Raw genomic sequence first — 24484 nt, forward strand, 5'->3', positions numbered from 1 at the left:
TTTTGCGCTGATTTAGAAAGTAAAAAAGCCCGACATCCTGTCGGGCTTTTTTGTATGTGTTGCTTAGGTATAACTCCTGTCGTACCTCACATCCTGGTGTTGAACTTATCATTATTGTTTTATGTTTTGGAACTTCCTGTTCTCTATGGCTCCATCATATGAAAAATCTTAAAGCTGACATAGACGCAATATTCTCTGATTTATGTCAGCCACAGCGTACAAAACTGCTCAAAACTCAACCCAAGATTTATCCGCAGAAATTGCGGATCATTTCAGAAACCGAAGCATTCCGCTATTGAGGGACAAATTAAAATCTGAATGGTTTACTAGCAACTCAATTCGCTACAAGTAACAGCTTCGCTCATGAAAACGCCGACTTGTTTCAATGTCGGCATTTTGTGCATTTTAACTTTGAATTCCTATTAAGCGATTAATACTTAAGTAAAAATATAAATTCACTTTGTATCATAAGCATTATGTTCGAAAACCCAAAGCATTATAAAAGTTGTTTTTATGAATGGAGAAAAAGCATCATTTCTAAAATAAGAACAACTAATAGTCTGAAACTATACAATCACATTGATTGACTGATTTTAAAAAATGCCATTCGAGTCAATTAAACCTATTGAATAGCAATCACAATTAAAGCCGAATAGTATATTGCTGAATTAAGAGGATTTTTATAGAAAAATTATTCTTTTATAAAAAAAATAAATATATATATTTAAAAACTTGATTATTTATATTTTTAGTGTATAGTTAACTTAACTAGAAAAAAGTCTTGTTTCGGTAAATCTTCCTTAAGTATCGCAGTTTTAGTCATAATCCTTCGTTTTTTAGATTTTAAGTCTCATTCTTTATTATTTCAAAGTTATAATCAGTCAATAAAATGACTAAAAAATTATTAAAAATTAGTAGGATATATTATGTCAAACTCAAATGTTGTTAAAGGTACGGTTAAGTGGTTTAACGAAGCTAAAGGTTTTGGTTTCATTCAACAAGAATCAGGTCCAGACGTTTTTGCGCATTTCAGCGAAATCGCGAGTTCAGGTTTCAAAACCTTATTTGAAGGCCAGCAAGTTGAATTCAGTGTCGCTCAAGGTCAAAAAGGACCGAATGCTGTAAATATTATTGCGATCTAAGTAATAATAGGCAGTAGTAAAAAGCACTCACGAGTGCTTTTTTAAACTTTAAAATTTGTTTTCAAAAGCAAAGAATCTCTAAAAAATAGGATATAAGTTGTTAAAAATAAATGATTTAATTGCAAAATCTAAAAATGGTACTGAAATTGTTGTTTCATTAATTCCCCTCAATAAAATGCAGAATACACGTCAAGGTTTTAAACAAATTGAAGTTGGTAAAAGAGTTCTGCTGGAATCTGGAATCGAGGTTGATTTAAATTTGGATGGTCGTACATTTTACACTTCTCCAAATCAATTGTTTAAATTGAACCACAAAGTTTCTTAGAGATAAAATTAATAAACATCAATAATTTACTCTCCTACTACAATTTTATTCAGGATATATATATGTTTAAACAGAGTCTTAGCGTGAAAGATCAGTTTGGGATTAAACACACTATTCAAGCAACAGTGGATCATCAGTTTGCCAACACGCAATCGCATTCGAATATAAAACATATCACCGTTGATGGCGAAGATATTCGACCTAGTTTTGAAATGCTTTTTCAAAGTACCTTAAGTGGAAAAATTTTTAAAATTATATAGATAATAATTTGTGTTAGATCATTAGGTGTTAGCTCAAGACGATCGAGATTCAATTTTAGAAAGTAAAAAACGGGCATCTAATTACAACAAAACCTTTATTTATTTGTACCAAAGTACCTGCTGGAAAGCCTGTACTTTGATTGAAGATCATTAACTTCTTTTTTATCTATTTATTTTTTAATTTGAAGATTAGACCGTTTTTCTAAAATCCACTTAATCCACCTTATTTACTATAAATCGATGAATTAAAATATAAAGCAATGCCCAATTAATCCTAATCGGGCATTTACAACCAATGCTCCGCATAGCCTGACTTCATTTTAAATCAGAATTTAAAATGACATTTCAATTCACAAGTTTCCCTGTATAAGCTTACAAAAACTCGTCCAGTACCGAATTTAAAAAGATATGCCCCTGTTCAGTACAAACCAAATGAGTGGCATCATCCTGCATCAATTTTCGACGGCGTAAAGAAGCCAAGGTTTCAGATAAATCATCCAGACTCAAACCTGTACGTAGCGCATAATTTTCTGCTGCAACCCCATCATTTAATCGCAACGCATTCATCATAAATTCAAACGGCAATTCTTCCGCTGCAATGCGTTTAAATTGCACATGCTCCGCAGGGACTTTGGCTAAATAGTCTTTGGGTAAGCGGGTTTTCTGAAAGCGATACACCCCATCAGGCAACGTGACTTTGGCATGTGCACCTGCACCAATCGCCAAATAATCCCCAAATTGCCAGTAATTCAAATTATGTGCCGAAGGTAATTCTTTCCGCCATGCCGAAACTTCGTAATTCACAAAACCTTGAGCTTTTAAATAGGCTTCACCTTGGGCCTGAATGTCTTCCAGCACTTCATCGACAGGTAAAATGGGTTGGGTTCTAAAAAACACCGTATTCGGCTCAATGGTCAGTTGATACCACGAGATATGCGTTGCACCACTTTCAACCGCCAGTTTTAAATCGAATAAGGCTTGTGCTAAGGTCTGTTCAGGTAGGCCATGCATCAGATCGACATTAATCCGTTTAAACCCTGCGTCTCGCGCTAGACCAATCGCGGAAATCGCATCTTGATTACTATGAATCCGCCCAAGTTTTTGTAAATGTTCGGTATCAAAACTTTGTACCCCAAGCGACAGGCGATTAATCCCAACCGCCAAATAGTCGGCAAAAGGATCATGTTCTAGCGTACCGGGATTGGCTTCGAGCGTGATCTCACAGCCATCTTCAAACGGCAATAAAGCTTTGAGCTGAGCAAATAACCAAGCATAGCCTTGTGCTGAAATCAGCGATGGTGTACCGCCGCCAATAAAGACACTATGAATGCTGCGCCCTTGAGCAAAGTCAATTTGGGTTTTAAAGTCTTCCACCAAAGCCTGTAAGTACTGTTGCTCCAAGTCTAAAGACAGTTTGCCATCTGGCACCGCATGCGAATTAAAGTCACAATAAGGGCACTTACGCACACACCATGGCATGTGAATATATAAAGACAATGGAATATTTGCAGGAAGTAAATCAGCCAAGGACAGGACTCTAAAACACAGCGGAAATCTTGCATATTTTAACATGACTGCATCAAGACTCTTATGAAATCTGTAGGTATTTGCATTAGACTGATAAAAAGATAAGAAGAATGAATGGTTTAAAATGATGAAAATATCGGGTCACTTGTTGTTTTTCTTGCCGCTGGCTTTCGGTATTGGCATTGCCATGACCTTTCAAACCGCAATTAACGCGCAGTTAAGAGAGCATTTATATTCCCCGCTACAAGCCGCACTGCTGTCATTTTGTATCGGTACCCTTGTCTTGGCCCTGCTGGTGCTGTTACAGCCAGTCAGCAAACCCCATTTACAAGATTTTTCCAGTATTCCATGGTACTTATGGCTTGGGGGATGTCTAGGGGTTTATGCCATCAGTATTAGCATCTATACTGCCCCTAAATTAGGTTTTCTCACGTTTTCAGGTTTGGTTATTTTTGGTCAAATCCTGACCTCGATGATCTTTGACCATTTTGGTCTCCTTGGTACCGACAAAACGCCTGTAAATTGGCAGCGTTTACTTGGTGGCGTCGTAATTTTTATTGGTGTGCTTCTCACTTTACAACGCTGAATTTATTCTGACCAAGCACATAATGAAGATGAGTAATTTTTGTGTCGAATGTCACCTCTACCCGTTATGAATTAAAACAACTTTTCCATTTAATGTTGCCCATTTTGGTGACGCAGTTTGCCCAAGCTGGTTTGGGTTTAATTGACACCATTATGGCAGGGCATCTATCTGCGACAGATTTGGCAGCCATTGCGGTGGGTGTCGGCTTATGGATTCCAGTGATGCTGCTGTTTAGCGGCATCATGATTGCCACCACCCCGTTGGTGGCGGAAGCCAAAGGGGCGCGAACACCTGAGAAAATTGCCACAATTGCGCGTCAGTCCTTATGGGTGGCGTTTATTTTGGGCGTGATTGCAGGACTGATTTTACAGCTGATGCCATTTTTACTGCCAGTTTTTGGCGTGCCTGAAAGCTTGCAAGCCAAAGCCAGTCTGTTCTTACATGCCATTGGTTTTGGTATGCCCGCAGTCACCATGTATGCCGCTTTACGAGGCTACTCGGAGGCTTTAGGCTACCCGCGCCCAGTCACTGCAATTAGTCTGATTGCCCTTGTGGTGTTAATTCCTCTCAATTTTGTCTTTATGTATGGTTTAGGACCTGTGCCGGAACTGGGCAGTGCTGGCTGTGGTTTTGCCACCGCCATTTTACAATGGCTGATGTTCTTGACCCTTGCCACTTACATTTACAAAAGCAGTGCCTATAAATCCACGCAGGTGTTTGCCCTGTGGGAAAAACTGGATCAGTATTGGGTAAAACGCATTTTAAAACTGGGTTTACCCATTGGTTTAGCCATTTTCTTTGAAGTCAGTATTTTCAGCACCGCTGCCATTATTCTTAGCCCCTTGGGCGATACCATTGTGGCCGCCCACCAAATTGCAATTTCAATTACTTCGCAGTTGTTCATGATCCCCATGTCTCTGGCCATTGCACTAACCATCCGTGTCGGCACCTATTATGGGGAAAAAAACTGGCCTGCGATGCATAGAGTGCAATTGGTTGGACTGGCTGCGGGAACCTGCTTTGCCCTTATGACCATGTTGTTATTATGGATTTTTAGGGCTGAAATTATTGCCATCTACACTTCAGATTACGATGTCGCACAGATTGCCATGTACTTGGTGTTGTTCGCGATTGCCTATCAGCTGATGGATGCTTGGCAAGTGAGTGCCGCAGGTTGCTTACGCGGAATGCAAGACACCAAAGGTCCCATGTGGATTACCATGCTGGCTTATTGGGTGGTGGCCTTCCCCGTCGGCATTTATCTAGCCCGTTTTACCAGTATGCAAGCCGCAGGGGTTTGGGTCGGCTTGATTGTCGGTTTAAGCGTTGCTTGTGTGCTCTTGCTCAGCCGTTTATATCTAAATAACCATCGTCTAAAACAGTCGACTTAACCCATCCTCACTATGACCTTGAGCCTCGCGCTCAAGGTCATTGCAGACCGTCTTATTCTGCTGCGCTGTTGTCGCAATACAAATCACCACTCATGTTTATCATCTGATCTGCGGCTTTTCTGCCAGCCTTTCATACGTCCCATCCAATAAAAAATCCCACCACTCTCGGCATCTTCAAGACTGCATGCTCCCTATGCCAAATCCTGTATACGCATTATTAACAATTTAAAATAGGCAAATTCAAATTTAGCGCCTATGATCAAAACTCCCCCAGACCGAGATTTTCCGAGGAATACTGCATGGCTAAAACGACTCATACATCTGGTCGTCGCTTTATGAAACTTGCCAGCATGACTGCAAGTATTGCCACCAAAACCGTGTCCAATTCGATTAAAAACTTTAATGCCGATGAAGAACAAAAAAATGCAGCACGTAGTAAGCTCTTTCAGGACATTGGGATACAAATTGCAGACACGCTGGGAGAAATGAAAGGCGCGGTGATGAAAGTCGGTCAAATTGCCTCGCAATATAAAGATATTTTCCCGCCAGAAGTGGCACGTGCCATTGCCAAGCTACAACGTCAAGCACCCGCCATGCCCTTTGCCGAAATTAAACAACAGGTCGAAAAAGAGCTGGGCAAACCGCTGGAACAAATCTTTAAGCATTTTGATGAGCAACCCTTTGCAGCAGCCTCGATTGGTCAAGTACACAAAGCCCTGTTGCCGCATGGCGAACAGGTGGTGGTCAAGGTGCAATATCCTGGGGTGGATGAAGCCTGTGAAAGTGACCTGAAACAAATTCGACTTGCGCTACGTCTTATGGGCGTATTAAAAGTTGACCGCAAACTTCAGGATCGTCTATTTCAGGAAATTCAAACCAGCCTAGACAATGAGCTGAATTACCAGATTGAAGCGCAAAATTTAGAAGTTGCACGAACCTTTCACGAAAAGCTCGACAGTAAAATTATTATTCCCAAAGTCTATCCGGACTATTCCTCACGGCATATTTTGACTTTAAGTCTTGAAGCAGGTGAAAGCATCGAAACCGCCAGCACATGGTCACAAGACACCCGCAATGCGTTGGGGCGTCGTCTACTGCGTGCCATCGGACAAGAGATTTTCTATCTGAAGCGTTTTCACTGTGACCCTCATCCGGGTAACTTTGCCTTCCGTGAAGATGGCAGTGTGATTATTTACGACTACGGCGGGGTCAAAGTCTTGTCCAATGACATTGTGCATCACTTCAAGCAATTGATTCAGGCGGCACGTCGGCAGGACATTGCAGAAATCGAACTTCAGCTGGATGCCCTACATGCCATTGCCGAACTGGGGAAATTTCCAAAAGACTTATATACCGCTTGGCTGGAAGTGCTGATGCGTCCACTGACCACGCATTATGACTTTGCAGAAAATTCCGCCAATTATGATGGTATGGAACTGGTGAAATCTTCATTGAAATATTGGGATGTGTTTAAACCTTCCCCTTATACCCTCATGGTGAACCGAACAGTTTCAGGACATTATTGGAATCTGGTTCATTTAAAAGTAAATGACGATTTAAATGATGTATTTGAAGCCTTAGTCCCTAGCCCGCAAGACTGATCCCGTGCGATGAAAAGACCGATGGCAACATGGGTCTTTTTATTTGGCCTACATATGTTATATTATAACATAACAACTAATGACAACTGAGGAGCTTGACCATGCGTCCCAATATCCATCCTGAATACCGTGAAGTACTGTTCCACGACACCAATGCCGATGCTTACTTTATTATTGGCAGTACATTACAAAGCGCACAACACCGCGAATACCAAGGCAAAAGCTATCCTTATGTCACGCTCGATATCTCCAGTGCATCACATCCGTTTTATACTGGTGAAGTGCGTCAAGCCAGTAATGAAGGTCGTGTGGCGAGCTTCAATAAACGCTTCGCACGCTTTCAGCGTAAAGGCTAAGCAATTAATCTTGTTTTAAGTTTGACCTTCTAGACTACAACTATTCAGAAGTCTAAGTCCCTATCCTCCACTTAGACTTCTTTTTTTATGCCTAGGCTTTCAACGCGAAGAGAGAGGAAAAAATAAAATAACCAACCGCAAGCAGGAGAATACCGAGAATCACACTCGACAGAGCATAACTCACAGCCAACATGAGTTGACCTTCACGCATTAAATTAAACGTTTCTAGGCCAAAACTAGAAAAAGTGGTAAAGCCCCCCAAAATGCCGACCATTAAAAATAAACGGGCATTATTTTGTAAAGCGGGATAGTGCTGACTGCAAGCAAAAAATACGCCCGCCAAGAAGCAGCCGAGTAGATTAATGTACCAAGTTGCCCACGGAAACGTTGCACTGGATTTAACGAGAATACTGCCCAAACCATAACGAGAAACAGCCCCGATTGCGCCGCCCAGAGCCACTAACAGCCAATTCATGTCTTGATCATCAAAAATTAAATCCTCCCTGTTATGCTCTGCATCAAGTTAATTGTCAACGTCTGTCCCGCTGCAGTAGAGAATTTAGTCCAGAAAAATCATTTAGCTTTTGGCAAAACTTGCTATAGTCAGAACCCATTTTCACTGTGTTTGAGGACATTATGGCTCAGGACTTACTAGCACAATTACAGGCAGGCGAAGCAAAATTTGCCGATGTATTGGCGTATATTGAAGCACGTTATACCCACACCCCAACGGCATTTAAAAATGGTCAACAGCACAATGCCGCAACTGAAAACCAAGGCAGTGCCAAAGTGTTTTCCTTTGCTCAGCTCAATGATTTGAATCCAGAACAAACCTTGTCTTTATTTGCAGAGCACTATGCCGCAGTATTGGCAACGCCAGAAGGCACAGATCACCAAAATATCCGTCAATTCATGCAGCAAGGTTGGGCGGGCATTCAATTTGAAGGTCAGGCGCTAACGGCAAAATAATTTCAGTTTCTGCTCAGGCACTGCTCCAACTGATGTTTGATTGTTATGATCAATTCAGCCAAGCAGTGCCATCAATTGCTTTAACCTTTAACTTTTTCAATCCAGACAATCGAGCTGACGCGAAACAACTCACATGCGCCATCCCCCGTATCCGTCGGGGTTAAAGATGAACGCCACACCAGATCTTTGTCTTTAATTTCGACCAGTTCCCCTCGTAAACGTACCAAATCACCACGTCGAACCTGTTGAATCTGCTGCGCGACTTGCGGATTGGCAGGAATAATATGCATATTCGACACCATTTGCATGGCTTGCTCGGTCGGCACAGGAACTTTATCCATTTTCCAGTTTAAATAGCGATCATACTGATTCACCGAAATATGCCGCGCAATTTCAGGTTCGGCAAACAGCCCCCAACTCACCGCATAATCAATCGGGGAAAACTTGGCTTGCTCATCATCCGTATAGGTTTTAGACCCCAGAATCCGAAAATCCCCTTTAAAAGCTTTGAGTACCGAAATAGATTGATCCTTGGCTATGGGAGGAAGCCCTTTGGCAATATTATATTCCGCAGAAGATGCATAGCTGCCCGTACTCAAAATACTGGCACATACTAATAGGGCTGCGAGTCGAATGTTCATGACCACCTCTTGCAATGCATTTCATCCTGTTCTAGTTTTAATCATACGCCTGAATTACAGCTTAAAATTTGCAGAATTGGTAACAATCATGAAGAGTTTGGTCACACTGACTGAACTTTCGCAGCCTTTAAAGGTGGAATCTGAACCTTATGCTTTATCAGTTTTATCAACAACAGATTTTTCCGCATCTACTGAATCAGGTCATGCAGACCCCGAGTTTGATGGATCGACGTCGTGAACTCTTATTACCAGTATCAGGGCAAGTCTTAGAAATCGGTTTTGGCACAGGCATTAACCTCGCGTTCTACCAAAATGTCGAACATTTATATGCGCTTGAACCCAATCAAGATCTTTTTAAACTGGCAGCCCAACGTATTTTTACATGCAACTTCCCCATTCAGCATTTACAGGCCAGTGCCGAACAGATTCCCTTAGCCGCACAAAGTATCGACCATGTGGTCAGTACATGGACCTTATGCAGTGTGCAGCAACTGGGACAGGTCTTGGCCGAAATCCACCGCGTACTGAAACCGAATGGGTGCTTGCACTTGGTCGAGCATGTACTGAATACCGAGAAAAAAGGGATCCGCCAACTGCAACATCTCATCACCCCGATTCAGAAACGTTTGGCCGATGGCTGTCACTTAAATCGGAATGTGGAACTGGCATTAAGTAAAGCCGGTTTTCAGCTAGTCGATTATGCTTATTTTTATGCCGAAGGTATTCCGAAAATAGGACAGCAAATGCTCTTGGCGCGGGCGCAAAAACGATAGAACAACATGCGTTGGTTTAAGGTCACAAAAGCTATTTTTAGCTATCCTCAAAGTCGATACGGATGGTTTCAAAACGAATTCGTCCGTGTTGAATCGCATGGGCAATCGCCTGCTGCCCTTTGGTTAAGCGAGCTCCGCCACTTTTAATGTCAATCAATACAATCTCGACATCTTCGACTTTACCCTGCCCATCACGTAAATCGGTATAGCCATCGAATACCACATAGTCGATAGGGTCACCCAAAAACTTGGCATCACTGGGTAAATACTGAAATTCAGGTAAAATGGGGGCCAGTTGTTCCGCCATTTTGCCTTTGAGCACTGCGCGACTGGTGTTGACACTGCGCTCCTGATCACACCAGTTATTCAATCGTGGCATTGCATCCGAAGCAACGCAAATGCAGGATTCAAGAATTGACAGCCTGACTAAAAAACGTCAGGCTAGCGGAAAACGATAACACCGATAAAGAACAACATGGTGAATCCCATAAGTCCGCTGTTACGTGCTTTTTTCTCCAATTCTATTCTGGTGTATTGCCTACACATCCTGATTGTGCTGACTGGAACCACGCTCGGCTTATATTATTTCGGCTATGAGACGCTGATTGTCCCTGTAACCTTGGGGGCAATTGCCGCAGCCCTAACCGATTTTGATGATCGACTCAGTATTCGCCTGCGTAATCTGCTCTATGTCTGCATTTTATTTTTTAGCGTCAGCAGTATTCTCGAATTTCTTGCCCCTTATAAACTTCTCTTTATTCTGTATTTATCCTTATCCAGTGCTGCCCTGATTTTAATGGGCGCCTTGGGGCAACGTTATGCCACCATTTCTTTTGGCACGATCTTGCTGTCCATTTACACCATGTTTGGACTGGGCGAATATCAAGTCTGGTATCAACAGCCCTATTATTTTGTCTTAGGTGCCCTCTGGTATGGCTTCAGTTCCATACTGTTTTACTTACTCAAACCGACTCAGGCCGTGCAGGACAATTTGGCACAGAGTTTTCAGCAACTGGCCACGTTATTACAGGCCAAAGCCCGACTATTTGACCCCGACAATATCGAGAATGTAGAAACTTTACTGTATGCGGTCTCGCTGCAAAATGCGCAGGTGGTCCAACGCTTAAACCAGTGCAAAGCCTCGCTGCTGACCCGTTTAAAGGCATCCCGTGCCAATCAAAAAACCATTTACTGGCTCAATCTCTATTTTCTGGCGCAAGATATTCATGAACAAGCCACATCGAATTATCTGCATTATGAAAATATTCATCGCAACTTTAGCCGTACCGACCTGATTTTTCGGATTCAGAAAAATATTCGACTGCAAGCCAATTCTTGCCAACAATTGGCTACAGCCATCTTACAGCAACAGACTTTTCAGCTGGATCCCTCGCATGCCGTGGCTCTAGCCCATTTGGAAAGCTCGATGCACAGTTGGATTCAGGACCATCCACATAATATTGAAGTGAAAAACTTGGGCTTGGTGCTGCGAAATTTACGTAATGTACAAGATCAGTTTGCCAATCTCACGATTGAACAAGACCATTACCAGCAGCATTATTCTGCACATCAAGACAATTTAAATCTGCTGGATGATGACATTCACGGTCTACAGGACTTATGGCTGAAGCTACGCCAACATTTAACGCCTCAATCTGCGTTGTTTCGACATGCAGTCCGCATTGCATTTGTATTTGCCGTGGGCTATGCCATTTCTTTGTTACCCTTTGCCAAAAATGGCTACTGGATTTTATTGACCAGTTTATTTGTCTGTCAGATCAGTTATTTTGCCACCAAAAGCCGTTTAAAACTGAGAACTTTGGGCACCTTGCTCGGGGTTATTTTAGGGGTTCCGCTACTGTATTTTGTACCCAGTATTGAAGGGCAACTGATTCTCACCATTATATGTGGCGTGGCCTTTTTCTATTTACGCTCGCAAAAATATGCGATTGCCACGCTCATGGCGACCCTGATGGTGTTGTTAATTTTTAACCTGAAAGGTGCCGGTTATGAAATTATCTTACCGCGTATTATTGATACCCTACTTGGCTGTTTGATTGCATGGTTTGCAGTCAATGCCATTTGGCCAGACTGGAATTTTCGCAATATTTCTAAAAATATTCAAAATAGTAGTCAGGCCACTTTAGATTACTTCGCTGCCATTGTGCAGCAATATCAACAGGGCAAAAATAACAGCATCAACTATCGTAAAGCTCGGCGCCTTGCACATAATGCGCAAATTGAACTGTCCAGCATGATTTCCAGTCTGAGTACTGAACCGCAGCCTAATCCAGAACTGATTCAGCAGGCTTTTCGCTATTTGGTCTACAGTCATAGTCAACTCAGCTATATTTCTGCCTTGGGCAGTCATCGCGAACAGCTACATGACCCAAAAATACTCGAACTGTTGCAATGGTGTTTACACACCCTAAACAACAGTTTGATTCAGCAACACCATCTAGATCAACAACAGATACAACATCAACTGGAAGAGATTCAGTCCATTAGCCAAGCAGTAGAACTTTCTGAACATTGGCAATTGGTACTCAAACAAATGAGTCTGTTACTGGAAACCTTGCCGGAACTGCTCAAGCTCAAACAACGCTTATTGGCACTTGAAATTAAGTAAAACCGACTGCGCTACAAGCCATGACCACCTCTGCAACTCTCGAGCAGACCAGACTTGCAGCTGTATGAGATGGAAAAATTCAGCCCTTTCAGTCACTTTTTATGTATAAAGATTCGCCCGATTCAGCTAGAATCGAGATTCATTCTCAATTTTATTGTTTTGAATATGAATATTAAAACCTTACGCGTTGTTGGTTTTCTGGAAGGCTTATCTTTTCTTCTGCTCCTATTTATTGCCATGCCTTTAAAATATATCTGGGGCAATCCGATTTTGGTGAAATTCGTCGGAATGGGACACGGTGTTTTATTTATTCTATTTTTGGTGGTGCTGTTTGCGGTCTGCGAAAAACAGAAATGGTCAATTAAAATGTTTATTCTTGGCTTGATTGCCTCTATTTTGCCGTTTGGCCCTTTTGTATTTGATCATAAACTCAAGAAATTTGAATCATAATTGATGCCATATTGTGGCAACAAAACTGGTCAAACAGGCATCAATAGCCTGTTTGACTCTGAGTCTTCAAGCCCAGTTAGAACTCGCCTTTGGCGTGTCGTTCCCGCAAAACTTGCTGCAACATGCGTCGTGGAAAACTAAACCACAGTGCAATCAAGACAAAACATGCCAAGCTATAAGCAATTAAATGGTACTGCGCATACAAAATACGCACCAGTTCAATAATAAAAAAGAAACTAAACATCAGCAGCATTGACACCGCAGCAGCTACAGTACCTTTTGACACTTCTGAAGACATCAGCGCAAAACGGTACAGCACCGAAAAACTAATCCCCTCGCCAAAGCTAATTAGGGTCATACCGACGATCAGGCTAATCAGGAAATACTCCTGCCAGAACATCCCAGCCAAAATCAGCAGTGTGCCCAGCAGCATAATTGGTAAACCGATCATCACGGTTTTTCCTAAGGCCAGTCGGTCAATGATTTTAATCAGCACCAAATTGCCCGCAATCAACCCGCCCAATACTGGGAATTGTGCTAAACCGTATTGCAAACTGCTGAGCTTTAATTCTTCCACCAACATCACGGGGGAAAGTGCAATCCACAACATTAATGGCATACTGACCATGGGCAAGGCCAAAGTTAAGCCGAGAAAACGCCGATTTTGATAGACTTTTTTAAAGTCAGACAGAATATAGCGTAGTGGCTGTTTCACCACAGTTTGCTGGGTTGCGGGCATGTTGGCTTTTAAGCCAAACCAGCTGAGAAAAGCCAATAATGCGATGCCGATAAAACCCCAATGCCATGACACATGGTCAATCAGGAAGGCACCTAACACGGGACCCAACAATGGAGCAAGCAAGGAAATATTGGCCATCAGCGCCATGACTTTAATGGCATCGCGCTCTGCAAAGGTTTCCTGAATAGCGGCATAACCCACGGCAGAAATCACGGTTAAGCCAATACCCTGTAAAAAGCGCAGGGCAAGGAATTGTTCAATATTTTGGGTGAGCAAAATCAGTAAGCAACAGATACTAAAAAACAGTACCCCAGTGAGCAGGACTTTTTTTCGTCCCAATCGGTCGGATAATGGACCCAACAGCCATGCCACACAAGCGCCACCCAGCAAATAAAAAGACATAGATGAGGGTGCCCAACTGCTGCTGACGCCAAATTCTTTGGTGATGGCGAGCATGGCGGGTTGCACTAAATCATTGCCGATATAGACGGAAAACTCGAACAGCACCAACGCCAAAGGAAACATCAGCGTTGCGCGGTTCAACGTGGTGGTTTGAACTTTTTGCATTATTTTCTACATATCTTTATGGTCTAGTCGCAGGCTGACACTATTTTTTGGGAGATAAGCGTTAGCCCAATGACCAGCACTGAGAGAATTAATAAATTACGTTTTTAAAATGCGCTAAGGTTTAGCGGCTTAATACACCGTATTCACAAGGTGTCTAAGACAGATCAAGCTATTTCAGTTGTGAGATTTTTATCACTCAAGCTAGTACACCCACTAGGTCAAGTGGGTGTAGTTTAGCAGTTTATAGCTTGGGAATTGTAGTTTTGTTTTGTAGATTAAGCCGAGATTTCGGTTTTGACTTTAAGCGGATCTTTTTTTCGATTTAGATGATCAGGCTTCATAAATAAAGAACAGATAATTGCAAAAACTGCCATACCCGCAATATAGCTAATAATTAAATGTGGACTGCCGTCTCCAATACTCAATAATTTAGTTGCAATGAGAGGAGCTAAACCACCACCCAATACACCCGCAAATTGTACTGAAATTGAGATACCACTATATCGAATTTCCGCGGGAAATTGACGTGCAAATAACTGAGCTTGTGGAGCATACATAATTGGAAATACCACACCGATTGCCAGCACAATAGCGGTCCAAACCAAGACAGGATCTTTACTATCCAACATACTGAAAAATGGATAACAATACAGTGCCAATAACACCAAGCCAAACATGAACATATTGCGTTGACCCACTTTATCAGACAAATGCCCACATAACGGCGTCATCACCATAATTAAGCCTGCACCGCAAATCGTGGCAAATAAAATATCCTGACGAGGAATTCCCAATTTAGTGGTGGTATAAGCCAACGCAAAAGTAGAGGCAATATAAAACCAAGCGTTTTCTGCTGCACGTGCAAAAATAATAGTCAACAACTCACGCGGGTGATTTTTAAAGACCTGCAGCGCTGGCACTTTAATTTCTTGTGCCTGTTCTTTAACTTTTTCAAAATCTGGCGATTCAGGTACTTTAACTCGAATATACCAACCGACTCCAAGCAGCAAAATACTGGCAAGAAAAGGTAAACGCCAGCCCCAACTAAATAGCGTCGCTTCAGGCAGTAATGACACGGCACCTAGGGCGAGTGAAGCCAAGAGTAAGCCTCCTCCTGCACTGGCTTGCGGTAAACTTCCCCAGAAGCCTTTGCCGCCTTCGGGTGCATGTTCAACCGCCATCAGCACTGCACCACCCCACTCTCCGCCCATTGCCATACCTTGAATAAAGCGAAGCACGACTAAAAAGAAAGTTGCCCAATAACCAATACTCTCATAGGTAGGTAACAAACCAATTAATACTGTAGGAATCCCCATCATAATCAGGGTGGTTAACAGCATGGCTTTACGTCCAATCTTGTCGCCAAAATGACCAAAAACAATCCCCCCCAAAGGGCGACCAATAAAGCCTACGGCATAGGTGGCAAAGGCTGCCAACACGCCTGTTAATGGATCAAGATTTGGAAAGAAAAGCTTATTGAAAATCAGTGCTGCCGCAGCACCATAAATAAAAAAGTCATACCATTCAATTGTCGTTCCGACCATGCTGGAAATACCCGCCAGTCGATGCGAAGACTTTTTCGTTTGCGAAGCTGATCCTTGTTGCTGCTCCATATTCACCTCTTCCATTTTTAAGTATTGTTACCCTGTCATCACAGATGAAGAATCGTTCCTGATTACTTTTTAAATAAAGTGATTCGATTTACTTTGTTATTGCTTTAGTTCTATTTAATCGTTCGATAAGTCATATTTAAAAAAATTAAACTCTCCAATTCTCAACTCATTCAACTTTTCTAATGTGGTCTAGCTTTTTAGCTGAGTCAACATACTTAATTACTTAAGTAGTTTTTCCTTTTAATTAAATAATCTAATTACAATGCTTTAGAAATAAAAATACGAAATCTTCCCCTTAAATCTGACTTTAAATATCAAGACTTAAAGATAGAATTTAATCAACTCAACGATGAAAAATATATAAATGCGTGATTTTTTACAATTGCTAATTTTAGCTGTGTGACTATATTACTTATTATACTAAGTAAGGATACTTAATATGATGAATTATAATAAATTGGCGTTCGAGTTTAGCCCAGCTCCAATTGTCGTGCTCAGTAATCGGCACATGGTCGAAATGAATAATGCCTTTTCCCTGATGTTTGGCTATGAACGTGCCGAACTGATCAATCAATCCATCATCAAAATTTTTCCAAGTATTGAGGACTACGAAAAGGTCGGGCATGCTGCCTTACAAAGTCTGTTGCAAAAAAATAGCCTGTATTATTCAGATCAACGTTTCATGCAGCATAAAAGTGGGGAAATTTTCTGGACCCATACCCATGGCAGAACCCTCACCCCTGAAGATCCGTTTAAATTAATGGTTTGGCATTTTGAGCGTAAAGAACAACATCCGCTGATTACCCAGCAAAAACTCACTAAACGTGAATCTGAAATTACCCAACTGATTGTGAATGGATTAACCTGCAAAGAAATCGCACGCAAACTTTCGCTCTCACATCGTACCGTAGAAGTCCATAAAGCCAATTTGATGAAAAAACTCGGTGTCCATTCTAAACATGAACTCAGTTCTAAAATTATTATTCAAAATAACCTGACGCATCTTGAATAGTTCTGTGCATGCTAGTGGTTCAATTATAAAAAAGGCGTAATTGAATACGCCTTTAATCAATCTAATTGGTACCGACTAAATCAAATCAAGGACACGGTTTGGTCTGGAAAGTCTTGGTGTTTTTACCGCGCATACATTGATACGATTTTTCGGTTTCAACCAATTTCCAGTCATTCTCTACATGTTTAAAACTATAAATGGTACGAATAGAACGGACTGAATCGTCCATTAAACCTGTTTCAGTCACTTTGACTTGGGCTGCCGTTGGTGCTTCTACGCTATTAAAAAATTGACGAATTTCCACCGTCGATAATTCTTTCACCAAATCTGGACGTTGTTTTAATACTTGCGCCAAAGGTGTATCTGAACTACTGACCTTATTGACTAAATTCTGAGTGGTGGCACAGCCTGCCAATACACCTAAACATAAGGCTGAAACCGAAACTAAACGCAACATGACAAATTCCCCATAGATATCGTTACATACCCGTCATAATGCAATGCTTAAGCACAGAACTCTATGGCAACAATGTAGCGTTTATTGCTCGAGGTTGAAGGTTTGAACTTTTGAGTTGCACAATAAAAAACACCGCAATGTGACCATCGCGGTGTTTTGGTTTTATTCAATCATCAAATTATAAATCGAATAATTTACCCGGATTCATAATACCATTTGGGTCAAAGACTTTTTTCAAAGCTTTCATGTATTCAATTTCTTCAGCACTGCGTGAATATTCCAAATATGGTTTTTTGGTCATTCCTACGCCATGCTCGGCAGAAATCGAACCATCATATTTTTTCACAGTATCAAACACGTATTTATTCACCACCTGACATTTCGCAAAGAATTCGTCTTTGCTTAAATCCGCAGGTTTCAGAATATTCAAGTGCAAGTTACCGTCACCGATATGACCAAACCAGCAGATTTCAAAGTCTGGATAGTTTTCTGCCACAATCGCATCAATTTCTTGAATAAATGCAGGCACATGGGTAATCAAAACTGAAATGTCATTTTTATATGGGGTAAATGGCGCAATCGACTCAGAAATGTCTTCACGTAAACGCCATAAGCTTTCTACTTGCTCAAGGCTTTGGCTCAACACGCCATCCAGCACCCAACCCTGTTCCATACAGTGCTCAAAAATTTCCATCGCCTTGTCCATAATTGGCTCAAACGGCGCTTCAAATTCAAGTAACACGTAGAATGGGCATTTGGTTTCAAATGGACGTTGTACATGGCCATGATCCAAGACTTTCTGCATTGCCAATTCACCAAAGAATTCAAATGCAGTTAAATCAATTTTCGCTTGGAAGGCATGCAGTACAGGCATCACAGCTTCAAAATCAGGAACACCCAACACCATCACTTGTAAGTCTTGTGGTTGGCGCTCAAGTTTAATTTCCGCTTCAGTGATCAGACCTAAAGTGCCTTCACCACCAATGAATAAATGCTGTAAGGCATAACCTGTGGCATTTTTAATCATGCCTTTGTTTAAACGTAAGATGTCGCCTTTCCCTGTTACTACAGTTAAACCCAACACCCAGTTACGGGTCATGCCGTATTTAATGACTTTAATACCGCCCGCATTGGTACCAATGTTGCCACCAATTTGTGATGAACCCGCAGAAGCAAAATCCACTGGGTAGTACATCCCCTGTTCTTCAGCATATTTTTGTAATTGTTCAGTCACCACACCCGCTTGTACGCGGACCATACGGTCGGCAGGGAAAAATTCCAGAATCTGGTTCATTTTGTCCATGCTCACCACGATTTCACCATTGGCTGCCACGGCACCCGCAGATAAACCCGTACGACCACCCGATGGAGTCACGGCAATATTGAATTGGTTGGCAAGTTGAACAATGGCTTGAACTTGTTCCGTCGTTGCAGGGAAAACGATCACAGATGGGTTTGGATCAAAGTGTTTGGTATAATCCCGACCCCAATTTTGCAGACTATCGGTATCCGTTTTAATACGGTTTTCGCCAACAATTTCGGTCAATTGGGTCAACAACTCTGGGGTTAAAGCGACTGGAGCATTCATCGTTTTCAGACCTTGCAATGAAGTAAACAAGTGGTGTCGAATCTAATGCATTATTCAGCTGAAACTGCGGTAACAAAGGAACAATAACTAGACAGCGCGTGAAGTAACGGACAGTCCATCTGTACCGTATTTTTTCACGGAGCATTATTATAAGCCATTTTTAAGCAAAACCCGCAGAAAATCGCGTTTTAACCAGGTTACCTTGTAAATTACAGGCTTAGTTAGACCAACCACGACAGGTTGTGACGCATATTTCGCCAAAATACCTGATTGCTGCGTCATAAAGGAAATGTATATCCCCCCTAGTCCTATGCTATGATACTGCCACCAAATTTGGCCTTTGTAGCGGAGCCGTAATGAGCCAACATCTTTCCCTGCCTAAAGATAAAATTCGTTTCTTGTTGTTAGAAGGCGTTCACCAAAACGCAGTCGACACTTTAAATGCAGCTGGATACACCAACATCGATTATCGTAAAACTGCGCTTGAGGGTGAAGCGTTGAAAGAAGCGATCAAAGATGCGCATTTCATTGGTATTCGTTCCCGTACTCAATTGACTGAAGAAGTTTTTGAAGCGGCAAACAAACTCATCGCGGTGGGCTGTTTCTGTATCGGGACCAACCAAGTGAACTTAAATGCTGCGATGGTTCGCGGTATTCCAGTCTTTAACGCACCATACTCAAATACTCGTTCAGTGGCTGAACTGGTATTAGCAGAAGCAATTCTCCTTCTTCGTCGTGTACCTGAAAAATCAACAGATACACATGCAGGCGGCTGGAACAAATCTGCTGTAGGTTCGTTTGAAACACGCGGTAAAACTTTAGGTATCGTGGGTTATGGTTCAATCGGTTCTCAACTTTCAGTTTTAGCTGAAAGCATGGGGATGAAAGTCATCTATTTCGATACAGTGACTAAGTTACCTTTAGGTAATGCACGTCAAGTCGGCAGCTTGAATGAACTTCTTGCCAATGCAGACGTCGTCTCTTTACACGTACCTGATGTTCCTTCTACGCGTAACTTCATGACTAAAGATCAGTTTGCGCAAATGAAAGAAGGTTCAATCTTCATCAATGCGGCACGTGGTACATGTGTCGTGATTGAAGACTTGGCTGATGCGCTTAAATCAGGTCACCTTGCGGGTGCTGCGGTGGACGTATTCCCGAAAGAACCTAAAGCCAATGGTGAAGAATTTGTTTCTCCATTACGTAACCTACCAAACGTGATTTTAACACCGCACGTGGGTGGTTCGACCATGGAAGCGCAAGCAAACATCGGTTTAGAAGTTGCAGAGAAATTCGTGGCTTACTCAGACAAGGGTATGACTTTATCTGCAGTGAACTTCCCAGAAATCGCCTTGCCGTTGACTGAAGGTAAACACCGTTTACTGCACATTCACAAAAACATACCGGGCGTACTTTCAAAAATCAACAACCTATTTGCTGAGCACGGCATCAACATCTCTGGTCAGTCTTTAATGACCAAAGGTGATGTCGGCTACTTAGTGATGGATGTTGACGCAACTGCATCTCAAGAAGCACTGGATACTTTGCAACACGTTGAAGGCACTATCCGCGTTCGCGTATTGTTCTAAGTTATTCGATGTGAAAAACCACAGACTTGTGTCTGTGGTTTTTTATTGACCCCTCCTCCGCTTAATGGAGTCAATAAAAAGCATTTCACAGCTTAAAATCGATCTATTGCCATGGGGAATAGATCGATTTTGTTTCAGTTCAGTATGGCCATGCCTTCTGGCTGCTTCATCTTACTGTATGATGAAGCGTTGATATTGCTCATCCGCTACGAGCTATTTCAACTGCACAATGTTATGATTGAAAAAAACACACAAATTGACCATCCGATATAAAACAAAATGCCTCTAACTCATGCTGAATTTTAAAACGCCTTCTTATTTACAAGCGGTTTTCCTGCTCTTTATTGCCATGCTCTGTGTGCAAAGTAGCGGTTCCTTAGCCAAAATCCTGTTTCAGCAATTTCCTGTTTTAACGGTTTCTGCCATGCGTATGCTGTTGGGTGCGCTGATTCTGGCCATTATTTTTCAAATCTGGAAAATTAACTTTAAAAGCGTTCGCTGGTCTTCGATTCTCAGCTATGGCATTGCACTGGCAGGGATGAACGGTCTGTTCTACCTCTCCATTGAACGTCTACCACTGGGTATTGCGGTTTCATTTGAATTTATTGGTCCACTCAGTGTCGCCCTGTATTATGCGCGACAAAAATATGATCTGCTCTGGGTCGGCATGGCCATTTTGGGCTTGATCTTATTATTTCCGTTCGACCAAGCCTCGCAATCGCTAGATTTGGTTGGCATTGCCTTGGCGCTTGGCGCGGGAGCATGTTGGGCGATTTATATTATTGCAGGGCAACGTCCTTCGGGTATTTCAGGCAATCATACGGTGTGTTTAGGCATGTTTGTCGGCATGTTGTGTTTAATGCCAATCGCAATGTTTTCAGGCATGACCAGTAATGTCTTCCAACCTCCTCATTTATTTTATTTTGTCGCTCTGGCTATTTTGGCAAGTGCGCTGCCTTTTACATTGGAAATGATTGCCCTGCGCAACCTCACCGCCATGAGCTTTGGAACCTTAATGAGTCTTGAGCCTGCAATTGCAGCATTGTCGGGTTTTGTCTTCCTTAATGAACAATTGCTCTGGACACAATGGTTAGCCCTAAGCACCATTATTATGGCTTCGATTGGTTGTACCTATACCACGCAACAAGCCAAACGCACGAAATCAACCAGTTTAGCATCTTCAAGCCAAGGCGATTGAGGTTTGCGGAACAGCCGATCTCGACAACTTCATCCCCGACCCAGCGACCAAATGTAGCGAGAAAAGCCATATGCGCAACAGTCAACTCAGTGCGGTCTTATTCATGGTACTTTCCATGTTGGCCTATCAAGTCAGTGCCTCTTTTGCCAAACAGCTCATGCAGGCCTTAGACCCGTTTACAGTGGTCACTTTACGTCTGAGTTTTGCCTCCATTTTAGTGGTGTTGATGTTCCGTTCATGGAGAATCATTCAGCGCCTACCATATCTAAAATGGCGTGATTTGCTGTTTTATAGTGCTGCGGTCTGCGTCATGAATGTGTTGTTCTATGCCTCTTTGGGCAAATTACCTCAAGGGATTGCCGTCGGCTTAGAGTTCTTAGGACCACTCACCTTAGCCCTGCTCTCCATTAAACAGAAAGGGGATTATATCTGGGTCGGACTCGCCATTGCAGGGATTGCCCTGATGGTGCCTTGGCAGGATGCGCAAGCCCATAACTTCTCTTATGTCGGGGCTGCCTGTGCTTTGGGTGCGGGGATTTGCTGGGCATTTTATATTTATTTTGGACAGCGTGTGGCTCGACAAAATATCGGAATGCATGCACTCAGTATTGCCATTGTGCTGTCCACACTGGTACTGCTCCCAATCAATGCCGTTCATAATCCACAGGCTTTAGTCCAATTCCAATATTGGCCACAAGCGCTGATGATTGCCTTATTAGCAACAGCCATTCCCTATACCCTAGATTTAATGGCACTCAAACGTCTCAGCAAACTCAGTTATGGCACGCTCTCCAGTTTATCTCCCGCCCTAGCTGCAATTGCAGGCATGCTCCTGCTCAAAGAACACATCACCATGTTGCAGACCCTAGCGCTCATTTGCATTATGACCGCTTCGGTCGGGGTGACTTATCGTGCCAGTCGCACTGCACCAGAAACTGAAAACAAAGACTCCATGGCCTAATTCATTCTGTTATCTACAAGCCCCACCCTGTTGTGCTGGCATCGTCCAGCTCACAAGCTCAGCGCATCTCGGGGAGTGTGCGGCTTGGGAATACGCGGCACATCTTCAAGACGGAGTGCTTGAATTCTAGCGGCTTAAAAATTACTATCATAAAAATAACATTAAAAAGATCAGTACAATAATGCAGCCACATATCCGTCTTAATATGATTGTCAAAAATGAAGCCGCCGTGATTTTGCGCTGCTTAAAGTCAGTCAAACCTTGGATTCACTCTTGGGCAATTGTCGATACAGGCTCTACCGATGGCACACAACAACTGATTCAAGACTTTATGCAGGATATGCCTGGACAGCTGTTTGAACGCCCTTGGCATAATTTTGGCTTTAATCGCAGCGAAGCCCTACAACTGGCACAAGCTCGCGACCTTCCTCCTGCCGACTATTTAATGTTTATTGATGCCGATCAAACCCTATTGGTCGAGCCAGAGTTTCAATGGGGAAGCTTATCTGGCACCGGTTACTATTTTGAATATATATATGGCAACATTCGTTACCAACTCAATGCCTTAGTCTCAACCAAACTGCCCTGGGTGTGGAAAGGGGTCTTACATGAATTTCTCGATTCAACAGCACCACATACTTGGCAATTCTTAGCAGGACCTCGTATTTTCGTGCAACATGATGGCGCACGCGGGCGCGATCCTTCTACCTATCTCAAAGATATAGAAATACTCAAACAAGGCATTAAAGATGAGCCAGAGAACCTGCGTTATCAGTTTTACTTGGCTCAAAGTTATCAAGATGCCCATTTACCCGAGCAGGCGCTGGAAGCCTATCAAATCCGTGCGGCAGCTGGAGGATGGGAAGAAGAGCGCTGGCTGGCACAATTCCGCGCAGCGAAATTTAAGGAGCTGTTGAAGCATCCTGCTGAAGACATCCGACATGCCTATTTACAAGCTTGGGTCAGTCGCCCGCAACGTGCTGAACCGCTCTATGAGCTGGCGCGCTATTATCGAGAGCAGCGTTTATTTACACAAGCCTGTCAATTTGCCTTGCAAGCTTGCCAAATTAGACGTCCAAGCGATATTTTATTTGTCGATGAAAGTGTGTATACCTGGCGAGCCTTAGATGAACTCAGTGTCGCTGCATCTTATTGCCCACAATATAAAGAAGACGGAAAAAAAGCCATTCTCAAATTATTCATGGAACAGAAATTTCCAGCTTCTGAAGAAGCACGACTGATTGCCAACTTGCGCTTTTATCAATAAAAAAGCCCTTGCAAAAGCAAGGGCACGATCTACAGTCAATCATCCACAGACATTACAGTTTCAAACTTAAGCCGGGAAAAAGATTTGATAACTTAAACGGACAATTAAAATAGAAACCAATACTAAAAAGATGATCCGGATAAATCCACTGCCATATTTTAATGCCAGCTTAACCCCAACCAAAGAACCTGCAATATTCGCGGCGGCCATGGTTAAACCGATTCCAAACAGCACATGACCTGCGGGCACAAAAAAACTCAGCGCTGCAAAGTTGGTCATAAAATTGGCAATTTTAGAGAGTGCTGAGGCATGAATAAAATCGACTTTTAAATAACGAATAAAATAGAAAATAAAGAAACTGCCCGTTCCTGGACCAAAAATTCCATCATAAAAGCCAATCAACACACTCCCGACTGCAGCGAGCACGAGAATTTTAGTGGTGACTTCCTGCTGAAAATGCACCTGACCAAACTGCTTTTTCATGAAGGTATAGATCGCAATAATGATCAACATACACAACACAAAGGGCTTTAATACTTGGGTAGGAATCATGGAAACACAAGCCGCCCCCAAGTAGGAGCTGATAAAAGCCCCCACCCCAATCACCAACAGCAACTTCCACGACAGTGACACGCGACGCATAAATGAAAAGGCCGCTGAGGCCGTACCAAAAATGGAAGACAGCTTATTGGTGCCAAAAACTGTCGCGGGTGCCAATTGCGGCATTGCCCCCATAATCGCAGGAATCTGAATTAAGCCCCCTCCTCCGACTGCGGCATCAATTGCGCCTGCACAGAAAGCAAAGAAGACCAAACTCAGAATAAGATCAAGTTCCATATGATT

At 42.5% G+C, this 24484-nt stretch carries 24 protein-coding genes and 1 pseudogene; 16 read left to right on the forward strand and 9 right to left on the reverse strand.

The window, feature by feature from the left end; genetic code table 11:
* The first annotated feature begins 926 nt into the window (after positions 1-926).
* The 3 genes from ACX17N_RS06305 to ACX17N_RS06315 all read left to right on the forward strand — a co-directional run bounded on the left by ACX17N_RS06305 (position 927) and on the right by ACX17N_RS06315 (position 1727).
* Entirely contained in the window at positions 927-1142 is a 216-nt protein-coding gene (locus ACX17N_RS06305; protein ID WP_458891700.1) for a cold-shock protein, read from the forward strand.
* Between the two features lie 97 nt (positions 1143-1239).
* Positions 1240-1467 (forward strand): hypothetical protein, encoded by a 228-nt coding sequence (locus ACX17N_RS06310; protein WP_458891701.1) that lies wholly within the window; start codon positions 1240-1242, stop codon positions 1465-1467.
* Between the two features lie 62 nt (positions 1468-1529).
* Positions 1530-1727 (forward strand): hypothetical protein, encoded by a 198-nt coding sequence (locus ACX17N_RS06315; RefSeq protein ID WP_241626000.1) that lies wholly within the window; start codon positions 1530-1532, stop codon positions 1725-1727.
* Positions 1728-2099: 372 nt separating this feature from the next.
* Here ACX17N_RS06315 and hemW read toward each other — a convergent pair whose 3' ends face one another.
* On the reverse strand, positions 2100-3254 hold the full coding sequence (hemW, locus tag ACX17N_RS06320; RefSeq protein WP_458891963.1) for a radical SAM family heme chaperone HemW: 1155 nt from the start codon (positions 3252-3254) through the stop codon (positions 2100-2102).
* A 124-nt stretch (positions 3255-3378) separates the two neighbouring features.
* Between hemW and ACX17N_RS06325 the strand changes: the two genes are divergently transcribed.
* From ACX17N_RS06325 to ACX17N_RS06340, 4 genes are all read left to right on the forward strand, one after another.
* A complete protein-coding gene (locus tag ACX17N_RS06325; protein ID WP_458891702.1) occupies positions 3379-3840 on the forward strand; it encodes a DMT family transporter in 462 nt (153 codons plus the stop codon).
* A 92-nt stretch (positions 3841-3932) separates the two neighbouring features.
* Positions 3933-5231 carry an MATE family efflux transporter gene (locus ACX17N_RS06330; protein WP_458891964.1) on the forward strand — a complete coding sequence of 433 codons (1299 nt, stop codon included), beginning with the start codon at positions 3933-3935 and terminating at the stop codon, positions 5229-5231.
* A 299-nt stretch (positions 5232-5530) separates the two neighbouring features.
* Positions 5531-6832, forward strand: a complete 1302-nt coding sequence (locus ACX17N_RS06335; RefSeq protein WP_458891703.1) for an ABC1 kinase family protein — start codon at positions 5531-5533, stop codon at positions 6830-6832.
* 101 nt (positions 6833-6933) lie between these two features.
* Positions 6934-7188, forward strand: coding sequence for a type B 50S ribosomal protein L31 (locus ACX17N_RS06340; RefSeq protein WP_458891704.1), 255 nt, complete (start codon positions 6934-6936; stop codon positions 7186-7188).
* A gap of 91 nt (positions 7189-7279) precedes the next feature.
* On the opposite strand, the gene crcB is transcribed toward ACX17N_RS06340, so the two are convergent.
* The gene (crcB, locus tag ACX17N_RS06345) at positions 7280-7663 is read right to left on the reverse strand and encodes a fluoride efflux transporter CrcB (RefSeq protein ID WP_458891705.1); all 384 of its coding nucleotides are present in this window, start codon (positions 7661-7663) and stop codon (positions 7280-7282) included.
* A 161-nt stretch (positions 7664-7824) separates the two neighbouring features.
* Between crcB and ACX17N_RS06350 the strand changes: the two genes are divergently transcribed.
* Positions 7825-8157, forward strand: a complete 333-nt coding sequence (locus tag ACX17N_RS06350; protein WP_458891706.1) for a HopJ type III effector protein — start codon at positions 7825-7827, stop codon at positions 8155-8157.
* 80 nt (positions 8158-8237) lie between these two features.
* On the opposite strand, the gene ACX17N_RS06355 is transcribed toward ACX17N_RS06350, so the two are convergent.
* A complete protein-coding gene (locus ACX17N_RS06355) occupies positions 8238-8798 on the reverse strand; it encodes a hypothetical protein (RefSeq protein WP_458891707.1) in 561 nt (186 codons plus the stop codon).
* A 149-nt stretch (positions 8799-8947) separates the two neighbouring features.
* Between ACX17N_RS06355 and ACX17N_RS06360 the strand changes: the two genes are divergently transcribed.
* Positions 8948-9571, forward strand: a complete 624-nt coding sequence (locus ACX17N_RS06360) for a class I SAM-dependent methyltransferase (RefSeq protein WP_458891708.1) — start codon at positions 8948-8950, stop codon at positions 9569-9571.
* Between the two features lie 37 nt (positions 9572-9608).
* Here ACX17N_RS06360 and ACX17N_RS06365 read toward each other — a convergent pair.
* Positions 9609-9923, reverse strand: a pseudogene (locus ACX17N_RS06365) (Holliday junction resolvase-like protein); the annotation flags it as partial.
* A 123-nt stretch (positions 9924-10046) separates the two neighbouring features.
* Here ACX17N_RS06365 and yccS point away from each other — a divergent pair.
* Both yccS and ACX17N_RS06375 read left to right on the forward strand, forming a co-directional pair.
* A complete protein-coding gene (gene yccS, locus ACX17N_RS06370; RefSeq protein WP_458891709.1) occupies positions 10047-12200 on the forward strand; it encodes a YccS family putative transporter in 2154 nt (717 codons plus the stop codon).
* 165 nt (positions 12201-12365) lie between these two features.
* Positions 12366-12650 (forward strand): DUF3817 domain-containing protein, encoded by a 285-nt coding sequence (locus ACX17N_RS06375; protein WP_458891710.1) that lies wholly within the window; start codon positions 12366-12368, stop codon positions 12648-12650.
* Between the two features lie 76 nt (positions 12651-12726).
* On the opposite strand, the gene craA is transcribed toward ACX17N_RS06375, so the two are convergent.
* On the reverse strand, positions 12727-13956 hold the full coding sequence (craA, locus tag ACX17N_RS06380; protein ID WP_458891711.1) for a chloramphenicol efflux MFS transporter CraA: 1230 nt from the start codon (positions 13954-13956) through the stop codon (positions 12727-12729).
* Positions 13957-14231: 275 nt separating this feature from the next.
* A complete protein-coding gene (locus ACX17N_RS06385; RefSeq protein WP_458891712.1) occupies positions 14232-15569 on the reverse strand; it encodes an MFS transporter in 1338 nt (445 codons plus the stop codon).
* A gap of 439 nt (positions 15570-16008) precedes the next feature.
* Here ACX17N_RS06385 and ACX17N_RS06390 point away from each other — a divergent pair, with 439 nt between their 5' ends.
* Positions 16009-16581: a PAS domain-containing protein gene (locus ACX17N_RS06390; RefSeq protein WP_458891713.1), complete on the forward strand. Its 573-nt coding sequence runs from the start codon at positions 16009-16011 to the stop codon at positions 16579-16581.
* Between the two features lie 85 nt (positions 16582-16666).
* Here the strand turns inward: ACX17N_RS06390 and ACX17N_RS06395 are convergent, their stop codons facing one another.
* Positions 16667-17038 (reverse strand): hypothetical protein, encoded by a 372-nt coding sequence (locus ACX17N_RS06395; protein WP_458891714.1) that lies wholly within the window; start codon positions 17036-17038, stop codon positions 16667-16669.
* A gap of 178 nt (positions 17039-17216) precedes the next feature.
* On the reverse strand, positions 17217-18626 hold the full coding sequence (locus ACX17N_RS06400; RefSeq protein WP_458891715.1) for an FAD-binding oxidoreductase: 1410 nt from the start codon (positions 18624-18626) through the stop codon (positions 17217-17219).
* Between the two features lie 356 nt (positions 18627-18982).
* Here ACX17N_RS06400 and serA point away from each other — a divergent pair, with 356 nt between their 5' ends.
* From serA to ACX17N_RS06420, 4 genes are all read left to right on the forward strand, one after another.
* The gene (serA, locus tag ACX17N_RS06405) at positions 18983-20215 is read left to right on the forward strand and encodes a phosphoglycerate dehydrogenase (RefSeq protein ID WP_458891716.1); all 1233 of its coding nucleotides are present in this window, start codon (positions 18983-18985) and stop codon (positions 20213-20215) included.
* Between the two features lie 292 nt (positions 20216-20507).
* A complete protein-coding gene (locus ACX17N_RS06410) occupies positions 20508-21413 on the forward strand; it encodes an EamA family transporter (protein WP_458891717.1) in 906 nt (301 codons plus the stop codon).
* A gap of 70 nt (positions 21414-21483) precedes the next feature.
* Positions 21484-22374 (forward strand): EamA family transporter, encoded by an 891-nt coding sequence (locus ACX17N_RS06415; RefSeq protein WP_458891718.1) that lies wholly within the window; start codon positions 21484-21486, stop codon positions 22372-22374.
* Between the two features lie 181 nt (positions 22375-22555).
* Positions 22556-23641 (forward strand): glycosyltransferase, encoded by a 1086-nt coding sequence (locus ACX17N_RS06420; RefSeq protein ID WP_458891719.1) that lies wholly within the window; start codon positions 22556-22558, stop codon positions 23639-23641.
* 66 nt (positions 23642-23707) lie between these two features.
* Here the strand turns inward: ACX17N_RS06420 and ACX17N_RS06425 are convergent, their stop codons facing one another.
* Positions 23708-24478, reverse strand: coding sequence for a sulfite exporter TauE/SafE family protein (locus tag ACX17N_RS06425; protein ID WP_458891720.1), 771 nt, complete (start codon positions 24476-24478; stop codon positions 23708-23710).
* Positions 24479-24484: the final 6 nt, after the last annotated feature.

Source organism: Acinetobacter sp. GXMZU3951, from assembly GCF_054457875.1.

Coding starts and splice junctions, on each gene's coding strand:
- ACX17N_RS06330 (WP_458891964.1), top strand. CDS start 3,933: ATGTTGCCCATTTTGGTGACGCAGTTTGCCCAAGCTGGTTTGGGTTTA.
- ACX17N_RS06335 (WP_458891703.1), top strand. CDS start 5,531: ATGGCTAAAACGACTCATACATCTGGTCGTCGCTTTATGAAACTTGCC.
- ACX17N_RS06420 (WP_458891719.1), top strand. CDS start 22,556: ATGCAGCCACATATCCGTCTTAATATGATTGTCAAAAATGAAGCCGCC.
- ACX17N_RS06400 (WP_458891715.1), bottom strand. CDS start 18,626: ATGAATGCTCCAGTCGCTTTAACCCCAGAGTTGTTGACCCAATTGACC.
- ACX17N_RS06385 (WP_458891712.1), bottom strand. CDS start 15,569: ATGGAGCAGCAACAAGGATCAGCTTCGCAAACGAAAAAGTCTTCGCAT.
- serA (WP_458891716.1), top strand. CDS start 18,983: ATGAGCCAACATCTTTCCCTGCCTAAAGATAAAATTCGTTTCTTGTTG.
- ACX17N_RS06360 (WP_458891708.1), top strand. CDS start 8,948: ATGCTTTATCAGTTTTATCAACAACAGATTTTTCCGCATCTACTGAAT.
- ACX17N_RS06390 (WP_458891713.1), top strand. CDS start 16,009: ATGATGAATTATAATAAATTGGCGTTCGAGTTTAGCCCAGCTCCAATT.
- yccS (WP_458891709.1), top strand. CDS start 10,047: ATGGTGAATCCCATAAGTCCGCTGTTACGTGCTTTTTTCTCCAATTCT.
- ACX17N_RS06315 (WP_241626000.1), top strand. CDS start 1,530: ATGTTTAAACAGAGTCTTAGCGTGAAAGATCAGTTTGGGATTAAACAC.
- crcB (WP_458891705.1), bottom strand. CDS start 7,663: ATGAATTGGCTGTTAGTGGCTCTGGGCGGCGCAATCGGGGCTGTTTCT.
- ACX17N_RS06355 (WP_458891707.1), bottom strand. CDS start 8,798: ATGAACATTCGACTCGCAGCCCTATTAGTATGTGCCAGTATTTTGAGT.
- ACX17N_RS06340 (WP_458891704.1), top strand. CDS start 6,934: ATGCGTCCCAATATCCATCCTGAATACCGTGAAGTACTGTTCCACGAC.
- ACX17N_RS06325 (WP_458891702.1), top strand. CDS start 3,379: ATGATGAAAATATCGGGTCACTTGTTGTTTTTCTTGCCGCTGGCTTTC.
- ACX17N_RS06350 (WP_458891706.1), top strand. CDS start 7,825: ATGGCTCAGGACTTACTAGCACAATTACAGGCAGGCGAAGCAAAATTT.
- ACX17N_RS06415 (WP_458891718.1), top strand. CDS start 21,484: ATGCGCAACAGTCAACTCAGTGCGGTCTTATTCATGGTACTTTCCATG.
- ACX17N_RS06425 (WP_458891720.1), bottom strand. CDS start 24,478: ATGGAACTTGATCTTATTCTGAGTTTGGTCTTCTTTGCTTTCTGTGCA.
- ACX17N_RS06305 (WP_458891700.1), top strand. CDS start 927: ATGTCAAACTCAAATGTTGTTAAAGGTACGGTTAAGTGGTTTAACGAA.
- ACX17N_RS06395 (WP_458891714.1), bottom strand. CDS start 17,038: ATGTTGCGTTTAGTTTCGGTTTCAGCCTTATGTTTAGGTGTATTGGCA.
- ACX17N_RS06375 (WP_458891710.1), top strand. CDS start 12,366: ATGAATATTAAAACCTTACGCGTTGTTGGTTTTCTGGAAGGCTTATCT.
- craA (WP_458891711.1), bottom strand. CDS start 13,956: ATGCAAAAAGTTCAAACCACCACGTTGAACCGCGCAACGCTGATGTTT.
- ACX17N_RS06410 (WP_458891717.1), top strand. CDS start 20,508: ATGCTGAATTTTAAAACGCCTTCTTATTTACAAGCGGTTTTCCTGCTC.